Genomic DNA, 14,837 nt, shown 5'->3' on the forward strand with positions numbered 1-14,837 from the left:
GGGCAAGCTGCGCGATCGCTTCGGCCAGCGGAACCACGGGCGCAGCCTGCGCCGGGCCGGGCGGGAGCGAATCGGGCGCGGCAAGCTGCGGTTGACCTGCCTCCCCGCCGTCACCGAAATCCTGCCAGATCACCTGATCGCGGCGGGCGGGCAAGATCACCCGGCACGGGCGCGGAAGCCCGTAAGCGGCGGCCTCGGGCGCACTGATACCGATGGCGGGGATGCTCAGCGATAATGCCAGCCCACGCGCCGCCGCGACGGCAACCCGGATGCCGGTGAAATTGCCCGGACCGGTGCCGACACCGATCACATCAAGGTCGCGCCAGCCCAGCCCGGCTTCGGCCAGCATTTCCTCCAGCATCGGAAACAGCCGTTCGGCTTGGCCTCTGGCCATTTCCTCGTGGCGGGATACCATGATCCTGCCTTCGCACAGCAAAGCGGCCGCGCAATGCGCGGCCGATGTGTCGAAGCCAAGGACGACGGGTTCAGGCAACGGGCCTGACCTCGATCACCTCGGGGATGTAATGGCGCAGCAGATTCTCGATCCCCATTTTCAGCGTCAATGTGGACGAGGGGCAGCCCGCGCAGGCCCCCTGCATATGCAGATAGACGATTCCGCGATCAAAGCCGTGGAAGGTGATGTCGCCGCCATCCTGTGCCACGGCCGGACGAACACGGGTATCCAGCAGTTCCTTGATCTGCCCGACGATCTCGGAATCCGGGCCGTCATGGGTGGCATGGCCATCATTTGCCGGCGCTTCGCCCTCGATGGCGGGGGCGCCGGACTGGAAATGTTCCATGATGGCGCCGAGGATCGAGGGTTTCAGATGGTCCCAGGGGGCATCCTCGGATTTGGTCACGGTCACGAAATCGCGGCCGAGGAACACGCCTGTGACGCCCTCGATCGCGAATATCCGCCGTGCCAGAGGCGATTTTTCGCCTGCCCCCGCATTCGGAAAATCGGCGGTGCCACTGGCCAGCACGGTCTCGCCGGGAAGAAATTTCAGCGTCGCCGGATTCGGCGTGGTTTCGGTCTGGATGAACATGACTGCGCTCCTTTGGTTCCGATATGGCGACGCGGAGGGTGCGGGTCAAGCATCGCCTGCGTCAGGTAATGGCCTCCAGACGTTCTTTCGAAAGATCGCCGGGCACGACCGTGATCGGGCAGGACAGGGGCCCCGCCTCGCGCAGAAGCCTGCTCAGGACCGGGTTCGCGGCTGCCTTGTCGCTGTTCAGTCCAAGAACGACAATGCCGATTTCCTCATCCTCGCTGATCTGTGCGATCAGTTCCTCGGCCGGGTCGCCTTCCCGAATGCGCAATTCCGGCTCGACCTTCTGGCGCGAGCGCATCCATTTGGCAAAGACCTCGAAATGCGCCTCGATCCGCTCTTGCGCTTCGGCCCGCATGACATCGGCGACGCCGAAGCCGTGTTGAATATCATTGGCGGGGATGACCGACAGGATGACCACGCCGCCGCCGGTATTCGCCGCGCGCATGGCGGCAAACCGCATCGCGTTCAGACATTCGTGACTGTCGTCCAGCAGGACTAGAAACTTGCGCATCGAAAACCGCGCCTTGCTTGGAAAATCACTTTTAAAGTGACCCATGTGTAGCAAATAGGCAAGCCACCTCTTGTCAAACCCAACTCTGGGTTCCCATGCAATGAATACCGTGTTAATCAAGGACTAAGCGGGTAAAATAATCGGGATTCCGGGGTGACCATCCATCGTGATTGGGGCGGGGGCGAGTTTGGCGCAAAGGCGATAAGCCTTGCGGATGTCACCAATGCGAATCTGGTTCTGCAGCAGGATGAGGATGGCGCCGAAGCTGTCGGTCATCCGTTTCGGAAAAGATTGTTCGATGTCGTATTCGCCGTGGCTTTGCTGATCCCGCTGTCGGTCGTTATGGCCGTTGTGGCCTTGATCCTGCTTATCGTGCAGGGGCGGCCCATCCTGTACCGGGCGGAACGGATGCGGGCGCCGGGGCAAAGCTTCCGGCAACTGAAGTTCCGGACCATGCTGTTGCAGGACAAGGATTCCGGCGCAACCGGGGCGCATAAACATTGGCGCATCACCCCGATCGGCCGCTTCTTGCGGCGCAGCCGGATAGATGAATTCCCTCAGCTTTTCAATATTTTGCGCGGTGAAATGAGCTTTGTCGGCCCGCGCCCTCCGCTGCGTGAATATGTCGAGCGGTTTCCCCTGACCTACAAGCAGGTCCTGCGCTGCCGTCCCGGCGTGACCGGCCTTGCCACGCTGATCTATCATCGGCACGAGGATCGCATTCTTGCCCGTTGCGACAGCGCCGAAGCGACCGAGCGTGCCTATTACCGCCGCTGCCTGCCCGCCAAGCTGCGGATCGACCTGATCTACCTGCATCAGAACTCGCTGGCGCTTGATTTGTGGATTTTGTGGAATACCGCCAAGATCGTGCTTTCCCGGCAGGAAGAGCGTCCCCGCCGGCACCGCAATCGCCCTCAATCGCCGAAGATTCCGATCGGATAGCCCACGCCCGTCAAATACAGCCCCTGCGGCGGGCAGACCGGCCCGCATGCCGCGCGGTCGCATGCTGCCAGTGCTTCGCCCACCTTGCTGGGATGCCATGATCCCGCGCCCACCCGCTCTAACGTGCCGACGATCGAACGGACCTGATTATGCAGGAAGGATCGCGCCCGCAGGTGGAACAGGATTTCCTGACCATGCGGGATCTCGCGTTCCTCGATCCGGATCTCGTCCATGGTCTTGACCGGACTTTGCGCCTGACAGATCGACGAGCGGAAGGTGGTGAAATCATGCTTTCCGATCAGATGGGCGGCACCCTGGCGCATCGCCTCTGCGTCCAGGTGGTGCGTGACCTGCCAGACCCGGCCTTTCTCATGTGTCACCGGTGCGCGGCGGGCGATCAGCCGAAAGCTGTAGCGCCTTTCCGTGGCCGAGAAACGGGCGTGGAAATCGTCAGCCACCCGCGCCGCCGCCAGAATCGCAACCGGAGCAGGCTTCAGATGGAAATTGAGCGCTTCGGTCAGGCGAAACGGGTCCCATTCGCGGCCCAGATCGGCATGGGCGACCTGACCGGTGGCATGCACGCCGGCATCGGTCCTGCCCGCAGCCGCGATCCGCGCCCCTTCGGCGAAACCCGGGTCAAGCCGCGACAGGGCATTTTCGACCGCTTCCTGCACCGACGGCTGGTCGGCCTGCGCCTGCCAGCCTGAAAAGGGACCGCCGTCATATTCGATCTTCAGGGCGTAACGGGGCATTTATCGCTTGGTCTTTTCCTGTTCGGGCATCGTCAGAAGATCGTCCAGCGTCTGCGCATCCTCGGATCCCAGCGCCGGGCGCGTATCCGTATCGGCGGGGCGCACCCCTTCGCGTGCCAGCCGGTCGCGCAATACAGAAATCTCGATATCCAGATCGCTGCGGTCACCCTCCAGCAATTGTTTGCTGCGCGCATTGAAATCATTTTCCAGATCGGTCAGGAACTGCTCATAGGCCGCCCGCGCGCCGGCATCCTGCGAACGGGCATAGAGATCGGCGAATTTCACCGTCGCGTCGCGCGCGCCCATCAGATAAATGCCCATATAGCGCCGCACCGCGCCCAGATTTGCGGGTTCTTCGCGGACCTGATCGAATAATTCCTGCACGGTCGCCTCGAATATCGCCACCCGGGCTTCCAGCCGTCTTTCACCGCTGCGCCGGATCGCGTCCTTCATCTCGTCCAGATGGGCCTGTCCCTCGGCGATCATCCGGGCGGCGCGATCCTGCTGAAAACTGTCGATGCCTTCCATCCCCTTGCTGCGCATCGGATCGGCGCCAAAGGCCAGCCAGTGCAAGCCCAGACCGGCCACGCCGATCAACCCGCTTCCGACCATCGCGCCCGGTTCGAACGCGCCCAGACCAAGGCCCAGAGCGGCCATCACGCCCCCGAACAGCTTGCGGGGAATGGCCGGGCGGCGGGCGACCCGGCGGCGGTCATAGGCGGCCTCGGCCTTCAGACCTTCGCCGGTCATCCACATTCCCGCAGCGATCAGCCCGAAGCCTGCCAGATTGGCGACCAGCCCGGCCGGATCCTGAAAGAAGGCAGTAAGAAGCAGCGGCATCGCGGCAATGGTGACCCATTTCGGCCTTCCCTGCAGCCGATGCCGGGTTTCCATTGCGGGCATGCGACCGGAATTGCCGGTAATCCCGCCGGGAGAGAACTTGCCGCCGTAACGTTGTGACATGCCCGCTCCTTATCCCGCGCCGGCAAGGGACGCATAAAGCGCCAGCAGCACAAGCAGATAAAAACTCAATCTTTGCATCGCCTTGCCTGACATGATGTCCTTCCTCTCGCACGGGCGGTTCCCGCTATATATCGGCACGATCCGGCGAATTGCAAAGCGGATGGGCGGAAAAGCCGGTCAGGCGGGAAACAAACGGTCAAGCGCCTGTGTCAGCGGGTCGGGATTGTCGATCTCCAGCCGCACCGGCAATGCCAGCACCCTGGCGCGGAAATCGCGGGGCAGGCGCGCGGCGTCCTTTTCGGTCGTCACAAGCTGTGCGCCCTGCATCTGCGCCTCGGTCTCCAGCCGTTTCAGCAATGCGGGCGTGAAGGGCTGATGATCGTCCAGCGCCTCGCCCCGAACCAGTTCCGCCCCCAGTCCCTGCAGCGTGGTAAAGAATTTCTCGGGGTGGCCGATGCCAGCGAAAGCAAGCACCCGGTGACCCTGCCAGTCGATCCCGGTTTGCAGTGGCGCAAGTTGTCCCTGCAGGCGCGGCAGGCCGGCGGGCGGCGTAAACCGTGCCTGCGCCGGGCCGTCGCCGATGGACAGCAGCAGATCGGCACGTGCCAGCCCCGCCTTGACGGGTTCGCGCAGCGGCCCGGCGGGCAGGCACAAGCCATTGCCGAACCCTTTGGCGGCATCGACGACGACCAGCGACAGGTCATGGGCCAGAGCCGGATCCTGAAACCCGTCGTCAAGTATGATCGCCTCTGCCCCGGCGGCGATGGCCGCCCTTGCCCCGGCTGCCCGGTCATCCGCGACCCAGACGGGGCCGAACGCCGCCATCAGCAAAGGTTCATCCCCGGTCAGCGATGCGTCATGGTCCCGTTCCCTGACCCGCAGAACCCCCGAGGCGCTGCCGCCATAACCGCGCGACACGACATGCGCGGCGATGCCCCGTGCCTGCAGCAATTGCTGCAGATGGATCACGGTGGGTGTCTTGCCGGTGCCGCCAGCGTTCAGGTTGCCGACGCAGATCACCGGCGCGCCGACGTGGATGCGCGCGCCGCGCCGCAATCGCCGCGCCGTGGCGTGGGCGTAAAGCGCGCCCAGCGGCGCCAGCATCCGGGCTTGCAGGCTTGGCGGGTGGATATACCAGAAAGCGGGCGCGCGCATCATGTCCGGACCTTGCTCAGCAGATCCAGTATGTAAGCGGCGATCTGCATGGCGACTCCTGCGCCACCGGTGCCAACGGTCCAGGCATTGCTGGCAAGTTCGGCGACCAGTTCGGGCAGGGTGAGTTCGGCGATGACACGCGCCAAGTCATCCGGATTGGCAACCTGCCGCGCCGCGCCGCCTGCGTCAAGCTGATGCCATTCGGTCGCAAAGCGTCCTGTCGCCGGTCCGTGGACGATGGCCGATCCAAGCGCCGCCGGCTCGAACGGGTGGCGGGTTTCGCCGTCATCCCCGGATAAGGTGCCTCCCATATAGGTCACCGGCGCCAGACGGTACCAAAGGCCCAGCTCTTCGGGGGAATCCACAAGCAGCACCTGAACATCGTCCAGCGGCTCTTCATCCATTGCCCGCTGGGCGACGATCAGGCCATTCCGTTCGCATCGTTCCTCCAGCGGCCCGATGCGTTCGGCGGAAGCGGGGATCAGAAACAGCAAGGTGCGATGGGCCTGACGCAAGGCGGCGCGATGCGCGGTCAGCACCGCCTGTTCCTCGGAGGCGGGGACGCAGGTGGCAAGCCACGAATGACGGCCGTTGAGAAGATCGGCAATGACCGAAAGCTCGGCCTCGTTGCAGGGCAGGGGATCGCGGATCTCGGTGATGGGGCCGGTCATCGTGACCCGGCGCGGCGCGATGCCCATGCGCCGCGCCGTCTCGTGGCTGGCGGTGTCGGTGGCGAAGGTCATGGTCAGCGAATTCAGCAGATCGCGCCTCATTCCGGCGGTCAGCGTCCAGCGCTGCTCGCGCGGTTCCAGATCGGCCTCGCCCAGAATAACCGGAATTTCCTGTGCGACCGCCTCCGAGATCAATGCGGCGGGCAGGTCGGTTCCAAGCAGAAGCACTGCGAAAGGGCGGGCTTGTCCAAGCAGATGCCGCATCATGCCGCGATTTTTGTCCGGATCGATGGGGTCTCCGGGATTCACCTCGTGAATGCGCAGGTCGGGGCGGGCTTTCTTCAGGATCGCGGAAATCCGATCGGCCGCAAGTTTGCGGGATTGCGCGTAGCTGAGGAAAAGCAACGGGCCCTGGCCTTCGGGCAGGGAAATCCCGCCCGAAACACCGGAACCGTGGCGCAGATGCAGCCACAGGCCAAGCCGTCCCAGCCCCGCAAGGGCCATCAGTTGCCAAGTTCTTCAGTCGGCCCGGCTGCCTGTTCCTCGTCGCGCAGGCGATGCAGATGCGCGATGAAATAACGGGTATGCGCGCTGTCTACCGTGCGCTGCGCTTCGGATTTCCAGGCGTTATAGGCGGATTGGTAATTGGGGAAGACGCCGACGATATGGATGGCGTTGGTGTCGCGGAACTCGTTCCGCTGCGGATCGACAAGCTCGCCGCCGAAAACGAGGTGAAGTCGCTGTGCCATGGGATCTCCTTGGTCGTGCTGTTTTGGATAAGCGTAACGCCGGGACGGCACGAAATGAAGCGGTTCCGGTTATGATCGTAAGCGATTCGTGAACGTCGGCTGTGACGGCCGTCCGTCAAAGTCGCTGTGCGGCGGTTCGGCGCCTACAGCCCCGCCAGTTCCATGACCACGGCCCATTCGGCATCGGTCACGGGCTGGACGGACAGGCGTGTATTGTTCACCAGCGCCATATCCTTCAGCCGCGGCTCGACCTTGGCCTGCTCCAGCGAGACAGGGCGTGGCAGCGGCTTGACCGCCTTCACATCCACGCATTCCCAGCGGGGATCATCGGTGGTGCTGTCGGGATGGGCTTCGGCGCTGACCTCGCAGATGCCGACCGCCTCCTTGCCCTGATTCGAGTGATAGAACAGGCCCAGATCGCCTTTTTTCATTTCCCGCATATTGTTGCGGGCCTGATAATTGCGCACGCCGTCCCATTCCTCGCCCTGATCGCCCTTCGCAACCAGATCGTCCCAGCCGAAAACATCGGGCTCGGATTTGAACAACCAGTAAGCCATCAGCCGATCACCTTCTTCCATTCCGTCACCTGCACGCTGTCGAACAGCCCGGCGGATTTATAGGGATCATTCGCGGCCCATTGCTCTGCCGCGGTCAGATCCGCCGCGTCGAGAATGACCAGAGAACCCCGCATCTCGCCCTGTTCCAGCAGGGGACCGGCCATGGCGACGATACCGGTGTCATTGATATAGGCAAGATGCGCCTCGCGGGTATCGAGGCGGGTTTGCAACGCGCCGGGCTTGTCCCGGCAGATCACGGCGAAAAGCGGCATCATTCCTCCTTCAGCGGACGGTTCATCAACAGTTCCATAGCATCTCCCACGGAAACGCTGCCCTGTGCAAGCTGTGCGACCATTGCAGCGATCGGCACATCCGCGCCCATCTGCCGGGCCAGTCCGGTGACGGCAAGGGCGGTGGCTGCGCCTTCCACCGTGGTGGCGGCATCGAAATCCTGCCTTGCGCCCTTCGCATGGCCAAAGCGGAAATTGCGGGATTGCATCGACGAGCAGGTCAGCATCAGATCGCCCAGCCCCGACAGACCGGCCAGCGTTTCCGGGCGCGCGCCAAGCCGGGCGGACAGGCGCGACATCTCGGCGAAGCCCCGGGTGACGATCGCCGCGCGAGCGGAATCGCCCAGCCCGGCCCCGATCGCGACTCCGGCGGCGATGGCGATGACGTTTTTCAATGCCCCGCCCAGTTCCGCGCCGGTGACATCCGTGGTTCGGTAAAGCCGCAGGACTGGTGTCGACAGCGCATGTTGCAGCACCTTGCCGCGCCCGGCATCGGTGCAGGCTAGCGTCAGGGCCGTAGGCAGGCCGCGCGCGATATCGGCGGCGAAAGACGGGCCGGTCAGCACTGCGACCGCCGCATCGGGGCAGGCGGTGGCGATCAGTTGCGACGGGCCGGTCAGGCGAGTCAGGTCAATGCCCTTGGCGGTGCTGATCAGGGTCTTGCCGCGCAGGATGCGAGCGTTTGCGGTCAGGAAATCGTTCAGCTTCTGCGCGGGCAGGGCCAGCAACAATGTATCCGCCTGTGCCGCGCGTGGCAGATCGTCGGTCACGGTGACCGCATCGGGCAGGGTCACGCCGGGCAGGCGCGGGTTCTCGCGGCTCCAGCCGGTGCTGCGCCCCCAAAGCGTCACCGGCCCATTGGCGGACAGCGCGACGGCAAGCGCCGTGCCGAATGCTCCCGCGCCCAGAATCGCCAGCTTCATGCCTTTGCCCCTTTCTTGCCGCTGCCCAGCATCGGCGCGGCGCTTTGGTCCAGCGGCCAGCGGGGGCGGGCGGCCAGATCCATGCCGTCGCGTGCGCCTTCGCGGTAACGCTCGATGCCTGCCCATGCGATCATGGCCGCATTGTCGGTGCAAAGCCGCAGCGGAGGCGCAAGGAACTGCGCCCCCGATTCGGCCGCGACCTGTTGCAAGGCCGCGCGGATGGTCTGATTGGCGGCGACCCCGCCCGCTACGGCAAGAGCCGGAGCCGGGCTGGCGGCCAGCGCGCGGCGGGATTTCTCGGCCAGGATTCCGGCCATGGCGGATTGAAACGCCGCGCAAAGATCCTGCCGGTCGGATTGCCGCAACCCGCCCTGCTCGGCGATCAGACGGTCGCGCAGGCGCAGCGCGGCGGTTTTCAGGCCGGAAAACGACATGTCGCAGCCGGGCCGGTCAAGAAGCGGTCTGGGCAGTTCGAACCGGTCGCCATCGCCCAGCCGCGCCTCGGCTTCGACCGAAGGGCCGCCGGGTTGCGGCAGGGCCAGCAGCTTGGCGAGCTTGTCGAACGCCTCGCCCGGGGCATCGTCGATGGTGCCGCCAAGACGGTGGAACTCCTGCGGGCCGTCGACACGCAGGAACTGGCAATGCCCGCCCGAGACCAGCAGCATCAGATAGGGAAAGCCGATCCCGTCGGTCAGGCGCGGCGTCAGGGCATGGCCGGCCAGATGATTGACGCCAACCAGCGGCAACCCGGCCCCGGCCGCGATCCCCTTGGCTGTCATCACCCCGGCCATGACCCCGCCGATCAGCCCCGGCCCTGCGGTCACCGCCACAGCAGACAGATCGGACAGGCCCAGCCGGGCCTCTTGCAGTGCCTGCTCGACGCAATGATCCAGCCGCTCGGCATGGGCGCGGGCCGCGATTTCGGGGACGACGCCGCCGAAATCCGCATGCATCTCGGTCTGGCCCGCGACGACCGAGGACAGAATCCGCCTCTCGCCGGTGACGATGGCGGCGGCGGTATCGTCGCAACTGCTTTCGATGCCAAGGAAAATCAGGTCGTCCATGCTCTTGCCCGGAGAGGGATTGGCGCTTACCCAGAAGCAAGTAGCACCGCCGGACGGGAATTGCCAATGCCAAGCCGAATGACAGCAGGATTGTTGCTGACACGCCCGGAAGCGGATTCCCGGCGCTTCGCCGCGATGCTGCCGGAATTCCGGGCGGTGATCTCGCCCGTCCTGCGGATCGAACCGGTGGCGCATGATGCGGCGCGGCTGCGCGCGGCGCGGGGGCTGGTCTTCACCTCGGCCCATGCGGTGGCGTCTGCGGGGCCGGGGCGCGGGCGGCTGGCGCTTTGCGTGGGCGGGCGTACGGCACAGGTCGCGCGGGAGGCAGGTTTCGAGACGCGGGAAGGCAACGGGTTCGCGGACTCCCTGTTCCCGCTGATCGAATCGGCGGAAACGCCGCTGATCCACCCGCATGGCCGCTATCTGGCCCGCGAATTGCCGGTCGAGGGAATGGTGGTCTATGATCAGATCGCGCAGCCGCTGAACGAGGATGCGCGGGCCTTGCTTGCCGGTGAAGCGCCGGTTCTGCTGCCGCTGTTTTCTCCGCGCTCGGCACGGCTTTTGGCCGGATATATGACGGATTGCCGTGCGGAATTGTGGATTGCCGCGATCAGCCCGGCGGTTGCGCAGGCATGGCAAGGGCCTTCGGGCAGGCAGATAATCGCCGAAACCCCGATCGCCGGGGCAATGATTTCGGCCATCCGACTAATGGCGGGCATGGAACAAAGCTGATCACATCGGGTTGAGACTGTGGCGTTGCCTGAGTAGGTTAGCGTAAAGACATGGCAGCATGTATTTCGCCATGGCGTGTGATGACGGGGACCGAATGTGACCAAGCCAAGCAAAAGCAAAGCCTCGAAGACTTCGACGGAATCTCAGCCGGAACAGCCAACCGAGACGTTGAAATTGAAGAAAGAGGCGGCAGAGCCGGGTGCCGTCGCGACAAGGGATGTGGGTGAAGGCAAAGGTGATTCCGCCGCGGCCAGCGGAGGGGTTATCAGCCCGGTTGATTCGACCCTTGTCGGCAAGGCCGGTACCGGACGCCCGGCGGCCGAGGCGAAGCAGGATAGCGCGAATCCCGTGACCGATCAGCCGGAAGTGGCCGAACAGCCATCGGAATCGGCGGATATGACCAAGGATACCCCAAAGGATACCCCGGCTGCGGAGATCAAGGGCGGGGTTCCGCCGGTCGATGCACGCAAGCCTGCGCAGGCCGCCGCCGTCGCTTCGGAAAAGGCGCCCGCTTCGGAGGCTACACCGGCCGGGGTGACCGAACCGGCGCCTGCGCCACAACAGCAGGTGACCGTGCGCAAGACCGGCTTCTGGCCGGTGGCCTTTGGCGGGGTGGTTGCTGCCGGGCTGGGGGCTGCCGCGACGATCTGGGCGCTTCCCCATTTGCCCGCAGGCTGGCTTCCCGAACAGGAGGCCGGGATCGACGCCGGGGCGATCCGTGAAGAAGCGGTCACCGCCGCGACCGCAGCCGCCGAAGAGGCCGTCGCAAATGCTCCGGTGGCAGAGGCGGCGCTGCCGGATGATATTCAGGCCATGCTGGAGGAACACACCCAGCGGATTGCCGCGCTGGAAGAAGCGGGTGCAGCAAGTTCCGAAACGCCGGAGGCCGCAACCGAAGGTTCTGCGGATGCAGGCGCAGAGCCCTCTGATGCCGGGAATGCGTCGCTGGTTCCCTCGGATGATCCCGAAGCGCCGGCAATCGATCTGACCGGGTTGCAAAAGCAGCTTGAAGAGCAGGCGGCGAAGATCGCACAGCTTGAAGCCCGGCCCAGTATCGATCCCGAAGCCGCCGAGCGCGTGCAGGCGCTTGCCGACGAGGCGCAGAGCCTGCAGGAACAGATCGGCGGCATGGCCAGCGATGTCGAAAGCCGGATCGCCGCCGTTCAGGAAGAAGCCGCCAAGCTGCAAGAGGAAGCCGCGGAAAGCACCCGGCGGGCTCAGGCGGTGGCGGCGGTTGCCTCGTTGCAGGCGGCGCTTGACAAGGGCGTGACCGCGCAGGAGGCGCAGCAGGCATTCACCGATGCCGGCATGGATGCGCCCGAGGCGCTGCAAAAGGACATTCCAAGCCTTGATGACTTGCAGGACGGCTTTGGCGACGCGTCGCGCGCGGTCCTGCGGGTGTCGACGTCGGATGCCGAGGGCGGCGGCGGGAATGCCCTGACGAATTTCCTGAAGGCCCAGACGGGTGCGCGTTCGGTTGCGCCGCGTGAAGGGGATGATGCCGATGCGGTGCTGTCCCGGGCGAATGCCAGTGTCGAGGCGGGCGATATCGCCGCCGCGCTGGAGGAGATGCAGGCATTGCCCGAAAACGCCCGACAGGTTCCTGCCATGGCCGAATGGCTGGCAGGGGCACAGGCTTACAATGATGCGCAGGCGGCCTTGTCCGACCTGACGACATCCACGAATTAAGGACCCGGCCCATGTTTCTGTCCTTGTTGAAGATACTATTCTTCTTTGCTGCGGTTCTGGCGATTGCCCTTGGTGCGATAAAATTGTCCGAGACCGCGCAGCCGCTGTTCCTGGAATATGCCGGCACCGAGATCATGCTGACGCCGGTCAAGGCGGTCGTCGCGCTGCTTGTGCTGATGGTGCTGGCATGGCTGGTGTTCAAGCTGCTTGGACTGGTGCTTGCCTTCCTGCGTTTTCTTGCGGGGGATGAAACCTCGATCAGCCGCTATTTCACCCGCTCGCGCGAGCGCAAGGGATATGATGCGCTTGGCGAGGGTATGCTTGCCATCGCCTCGGGCGAGGGGAAGCTTGCGCTGGACAAGGCCGCGAAGGCCGAGAAATTCCTTGACCGGCCGCATATCACCAATCTTCTGACCGCGCAGGCCGCCGAGGTCGCGGGTGATACCGCGCGGGCCAATGCGACCTATCGCAAATTGCTGGAGGATGAGCGCACGCGTTTCGTCGGCATCCGGGGGCTGATGAAGCAGAAACTGGACGAGGGCGATACCAAATCCGCGATGCTGCTGGCCCAGAAAGCCTATGCGATCAAGCCGAAGCACAAGGAGCTTCAGAACACGCTGCTGGAACTTCAGACGCGTGAGCATGACTGGAAGGGCGCGCGTGCCACGCTGAAGGACAAGCGCCGTCAGGGCGAACTGACGAAGGATGTCGCGATCCGCCGCGACGCCGTTCTGGCGCTGCAGGAGGCCAGCGAGGTGCTGTCGAGCGAAAACTCGGTCAGTGCGCGCGAGGCGGCGATCTCGGCGGCCAAGGCGTCGCCCGATCTGATCCCTGCGGCGGTGCTGGCGGCCCGGGGCTATATCGCGCAGAAGAATTTCCGCAATGCGACCCGCATCCTTGAAAAGACATGGTCGGTGCGGCCGCATCCCGATATCGCTGCCGCCTATGCCGAGATCGTGCCGGACGAGACGCCGAACCAGCGTCTGCGCCGTTTCGACGCGCTTCTGCGCAAGAACCCCGATCACGAGGAATCGCGCCTGCTGAAAGCCGAGCTGCTGCTGGCGGCCGAGGATTTCCCCGGCGCCCGCCGTGCGCTTGGCGATCTGGCGCAGGCGCATCCGACCGTGCGCACCCTGTCGATCATGGCGGCGGTCGAACGCGGCGAGGGGGCCGATGACAGCGTCGTCCGGGGCTGGCTGGCGCGCGCATTGACGGCTTCGCGCGGCCCGCAATGGGTCTGCGACAAATGCCACAACATCATGTCCAACTGGGCGCCGGTCTGCGATAGCTGCGGCGGTTTCGATACGCTGACATGGCGCGAACCCGAGATGAAGGATCCGGCCCCGGCGACTTCGGGTGCCGAGATGCTTCCATTGCTTGTGGGGCCGGTGAACAAGGGTGGGACGGCAACTTCGGACCCTGCGGCCATCGCGGATGCGGATGCCGCCGTTTCCGATTCCGAAGCGCCGCAGCAAAAGCCGGAAGCGCCGGCTAAGACCGAGATCGCGGATGTCGCGCCGGGGATGGTCCCGCGCGAAGAGGATTACGTGGATGTCGATGTCGATCCGTCGGTCACCGTCACCACGCGCGAGACCTCCGCCGAAGCCGGTAGCGGCGATGAAAGCTCCACTGCCCCTGACCGCTCCGCCACCGATCGCAAGGACGAGCAAGAGGCAGAGTTCACGCCGGTCCGTCCGGATGTCGAGCCGCCGGACAGTCCCGCGTCAGGGCGTGTCAGCTAGAACGGGTCGCGTTGGATCGGAAACGCCGGTTGCTTGCGTCCCGCGATGGCCGGGGGCGCTGCCCGTCGCCGGCAGGTCTCTTGAACCAGTGGCGCGACCCGCCGGCGCCCCCCGAGGTATTTGGACAAAGAAGAAGGGGAAAGGGCGCGAATCCGGGCGGGTGTCATGCTCTAAGACGTTCTGCGACCGGCGCGGCTGAAACGACTGCGTTGATCGCGCCGACCGTCTATCCGGCGGCGTCGAATGTCTGATCCCAGATATTGCCTTCGGTGTCCTCGGCATGAACGCTGATCGGCTGGCCATTGGGTTCATAGGCAAAGCGGAACACCGGATCCTCGCTGACCGAAATCCCGGCTTCCATGGTGAACAGCACTTCATCGCCCTGTTTGACCTCCAGCCGGTCGATGAAATGGGCGGGGATGTTCATCAGCGTGACCTGATCGCGTTGCAACCCGGAAAACATCGGGTGCCGGATCATCAGGGTGCCCAGAGTGCGACCGTCTTCCTGCGCGGTTTTCCAGCGCATTTCGCCCATACTATCCCTGACCGCCGCCATATCCTTGCCCGCCGGGGCCGAGCATCCACCTGATGCCTTGACGAAACGCCCTGCCATCACATTGCCGCCATCCGCCAATGTCCCGATGGCGCGCAGATCCGTATAGGCGTCGACGCGGACCCGAACCTCGAAATCCAGCGGCATCAATGCTTCGCCAAATGTATATTCGGCGGCGACCGGGGCCGGGTTCGCGTCTATCACCAGCATGAGATCCGTCAGAGCGGGGGCGTCAGAGGGCTGGCTTATCCGGATCGGCACGATGGCCGCGTCATTGGCGCGGATCGGCGCGTCAAGATCCAGCATGGCAGGGTCCACCGGCGGCTCTTCGGTAAGACCGATGACGGATTCCCGCAGATCCTCCCATGTCTCCGAAGGGCGCAGAGCATTCTCCTGGGCCCAGACGGGCGCGGCCGTCAAAAGCGCCGTTGCAACAAGCCAACCTTTCATTGCCCCCTCCAGATCACCCCGGGTTTAAACAAAGCCGGTTGC

17 protein-coding genes are annotated in these 14,837 nt (G+C 64.6%); 4 read left to right on the top strand and 13 right to left on the bottom strand.

Annotation, left to right across the window (positions count from 1 at the left end; all coding sequences use genetic code 11):
• The 3 genes from tsaB to D3P04_RS20250 all read right to left on the bottom strand — a co-directional run.
• Positions 1–493 (bottom strand): tRNA (adenosine(37)-N6)-threonylcarbamoyltransferase complex dimerization subunit type 1 TsaB (gene tsaB, locus D3P04_RS20240; protein ID WP_119751786.1); only part of this gene is annotated, 493 nt, incomplete at its 3' end.
• Positions 486–1,046: a NifU family protein gene (locus tag D3P04_RS20245; protein WP_119751689.1), complete on the bottom strand. Its 561-nt coding sequence runs from the start codon at positions 1,044–1,046 to the stop codon at positions 486–488. The genes tsaB and D3P04_RS20245, both read right to left, overlap by 8 nt.
• Before the next feature lie 61 nt (positions 1,047–1,107).
• Positions 1,108–1,563 (bottom strand): universal stress protein, encoded by a 456-nt coding sequence (locus tag D3P04_RS20250; protein ID WP_119751690.1) that lies wholly within the window; start codon positions 1,561–1,563, stop codon positions 1,108–1,110.
• A 153-nt stretch (positions 1,564–1,716) separates the two neighbouring features.
• Here D3P04_RS20250 and D3P04_RS20255 point away from each other — a divergent pair, with 153 nt between their 5' ends.
• A complete protein-coding gene (locus D3P04_RS20255) occupies positions 1,717–2,505 on the top strand; it encodes a sugar transferase (RefSeq protein WP_408634412.1) in 789 nt (262 codons plus the stop codon).
• On the opposite strand, the gene truA is transcribed toward D3P04_RS20255, so the two are convergent.
• The 9 genes from truA to tsaD all read right to left on the bottom strand — a co-directional run bounded on the left by truA (position 2,478) and on the right by tsaD (position 9,629).
• Positions 2,478–3,257 (bottom strand): tRNA pseudouridine(38-40) synthase TruA, encoded by a 780-nt coding sequence (gene truA, locus D3P04_RS20260; RefSeq protein ID WP_119751691.1) that lies wholly within the window; start codon positions 3,255–3,257, stop codon positions 2,478–2,480. The two genes, D3P04_RS20255 and truA, sit on opposite strands and share 28 nt — an antisense overlap.
• Entirely contained in the window at positions 3,258–4,220 is a 963-nt protein-coding gene (locus D3P04_RS20265; RefSeq protein ID WP_119751692.1) for a 5-bromo-4-chloroindolyl phosphate hydrolysis family protein, read from the bottom strand.
• 177 nt (positions 4,221–4,397) lie between these two features.
• Positions 4,398–5,375 carry a tetraacyldisaccharide 4'-kinase gene (gene lpxK / locus D3P04_RS20270; protein WP_119751788.1) on the bottom strand — a complete coding sequence of 326 codons (978 nt, stop codon included), beginning with the start codon at positions 5,373–5,375 and terminating at the stop codon, positions 4,398–4,400.
• Positions 5,375–6,550 carry a 3-deoxy-D-manno-octulosonic acid transferase gene (locus D3P04_RS20275; RefSeq protein WP_119751693.1) on the bottom strand — a complete coding sequence of 392 codons (1,176 nt, stop codon included), beginning with the start codon at positions 6,548–6,550 and terminating at the stop codon, positions 5,375–5,377. Before D3P04_RS20275 ends, lpxK begins: the two co-directional genes overlap by 1 nt.
• The gene (locus tag D3P04_RS20280) at positions 6,550–6,795 is read right to left on the bottom strand and encodes a DUF4170 domain-containing protein (RefSeq protein ID WP_119751694.1); all 246 of its coding nucleotides are present in this window, start codon (positions 6,793–6,795) and stop codon (positions 6,550–6,552) included. Before D3P04_RS20280 ends, D3P04_RS20275 begins: the two co-directional genes overlap by 1 nt.
• 143 nt (positions 6,796–6,938) lie before the next feature.
• Positions 6,939–7,352, bottom strand: a complete 414-nt coding sequence (locus D3P04_RS20285; RefSeq protein WP_119751695.1) for an EVE domain-containing protein — start codon at positions 7,350–7,352, stop codon at positions 6,939–6,941.
• Positions 7,352–7,627 carry a YciI family protein gene (locus D3P04_RS20290; protein WP_119751696.1) on the bottom strand — a complete coding sequence of 92 codons (276 nt, stop codon included), beginning with the start codon at positions 7,625–7,627 and terminating at the stop codon, positions 7,352–7,354. Before D3P04_RS20290 ends, D3P04_RS20285 begins: the two co-directional genes overlap by 1 nt.
• The gene (locus D3P04_RS20295; protein ID WP_119751697.1) at positions 7,624–8,565 is read right to left on the bottom strand and encodes an NAD(P)H-dependent glycerol-3-phosphate dehydrogenase; all 942 of its coding nucleotides are present in this window, start codon (positions 8,563–8,565) and stop codon (positions 7,624–7,626) included. Before D3P04_RS20295 ends, D3P04_RS20290 begins: the two co-directional genes overlap by 4 nt.
• On the bottom strand, positions 8,562–9,629 hold the full coding sequence (gene tsaD / locus D3P04_RS20300) for a tRNA (adenosine(37)-N6)-threonylcarbamoyltransferase complex transferase subunit TsaD (RefSeq protein ID WP_119751698.1): 1,068 nt from the start codon (positions 9,627–9,629) through the stop codon (positions 8,562–8,564). The genes D3P04_RS20295 and tsaD overlap by 4 nt, the downstream gene beginning before the upstream one ends.
• Before the next feature lie 78 nt (positions 9,630–9,707).
• On the opposite strand from tsaD, the gene D3P04_RS20305 reads away from it, so the two are divergent.
• The 3 genes from D3P04_RS20305 (at position 9,708) to D3P04_RS20315 (ending at position 13,792) form a co-directional block, all read left to right on the top strand.
• On the top strand, positions 9,708–10,361 hold the full coding sequence (locus tag D3P04_RS20305) for a uroporphyrinogen-III synthase (protein WP_232845104.1): 654 nt from the start codon (positions 9,708–9,710) through the stop codon (positions 10,359–10,361).
• A gap of 96 nt (positions 10,362–10,457) precedes the next feature.
• Positions 10,458–12,050 carry a COG4223 family protein gene (locus D3P04_RS20310; RefSeq protein ID WP_147391969.1) on the top strand — a complete coding sequence of 531 codons (1,593 nt, stop codon included), beginning with the start codon at positions 10,458–10,460 and terminating at the stop codon, positions 12,048–12,050.
• Positions 12,051–12,061: 11 nt separating this feature from the next.
• Entirely contained in the window at positions 12,062–13,792 is a 1,731-nt protein-coding gene (locus D3P04_RS20315) for a heme biosynthesis protein HemY (protein ID WP_119751701.1), read from the top strand.
• 226 nt (positions 13,793–14,018) lie between these two features.
• Here the strand turns inward: D3P04_RS20315 and D3P04_RS20320 are convergent, their stop codons facing one another.
• Entirely contained in the window at positions 14,019–14,795 is a 777-nt protein-coding gene (locus D3P04_RS20320) for a quinoprotein dehydrogenase-associated SoxYZ-like carrier (RefSeq protein ID WP_119751702.1), read from the bottom strand.
• Between the last annotated feature and the right edge of the window lie 42 nt (positions 14,796–14,837).

It is taken from the genome of Paracoccus onubensis (assembly GCF_003591515.1).
GTDB classification, from domain to species: Bacteria; Pseudomonadota; Alphaproteobacteria; order Rhodobacterales; family Rhodobacteraceae; genus Paracoccus; species Paracoccus onubensis.

Bases quoted from the DNA above. Each gene is read 5' to 3' on its own strand.
- D3P04_RS20275 (WP_119751693.1), bottom strand. From the start codon at position 6,550: ATGGCCCTTGCGGGGCTGGGACGGCTTGGCCTGTGGCTGCATCTGCGC.
- D3P04_RS20285 (WP_119751695.1), bottom strand. From the start codon at position 7,352: ATGGCTTACTGGTTGTTCAAATCCGAGCCCGATGTTTTCGGCTGGGAC.
- D3P04_RS20245 (WP_119751689.1), bottom strand. From the start codon at position 1,046: ATGTTCATCCAGACCGAAACCACGCCGAATCCGGCGACGCTGAAATTT.
- truA (WP_119751691.1), bottom strand. From the start codon at position 3,257: ATGCCCCGTTACGCCCTGAAGATCGAATATGACGGCGGTCCCTTTTCA.
- tsaD (WP_119751698.1), bottom strand. From the start codon at position 9,629: ATGGACGACCTGATTTTCCTTGGCATCGAAAGCAGTTGCGACGATACC.
- D3P04_RS20305 (WP_232845104.1), top strand. From the start codon at position 9,708: ATGACAGCAGGATTGTTGCTGACACGCCCGGAAGCGGATTCCCGGCGC.
- D3P04_RS20320 (WP_119751702.1), bottom strand. From the start codon at position 14,795: ATGAAAGGTTGGCTTGTTGCAACGGCGCTTTTGACGGCCGCGCCCGTC.
- D3P04_RS20280 (WP_119751694.1), bottom strand. From the start codon at position 6,795: ATGGCACAGCGACTTCACCTCGTTTTCGGCGGCGAGCTTGTCGATCCG.
- D3P04_RS20290 (WP_119751696.1), bottom strand. From the start codon at position 7,627: ATGATGCCGCTTTTCGCCGTGATCTGCCGGGACAAGCCCGGCGCGTTG.
- D3P04_RS20265 (WP_119751692.1), bottom strand. From the start codon at position 4,220: ATGTCACAACGTTACGGCGGCAAGTTCTCTCCCGGCGGGATTACCGGC.
- D3P04_RS20295 (WP_119751697.1), bottom strand. From the start codon at position 8,565: ATGAAGCTGGCGATTCTGGGCGCGGGAGCATTCGGCACGGCGCTTGCC.
- D3P04_RS20250 (WP_119751690.1), bottom strand. From the start codon at position 1,563: ATGCGCAAGTTTCTAGTCCTGCTGGACGACAGTCACGAATGTCTGAAC.
- lpxK (WP_119751788.1), bottom strand. From the start codon at position 5,375: ATGCGCGCGCCCGCTTTCTGGTATATCCACCCGCCAAGCCTGCAAGCC.
- D3P04_RS20315 (WP_119751701.1), top strand. From the start codon at position 12,062: ATGTTTCTGTCCTTGTTGAAGATACTATTCTTCTTTGCTGCGGTTCTG.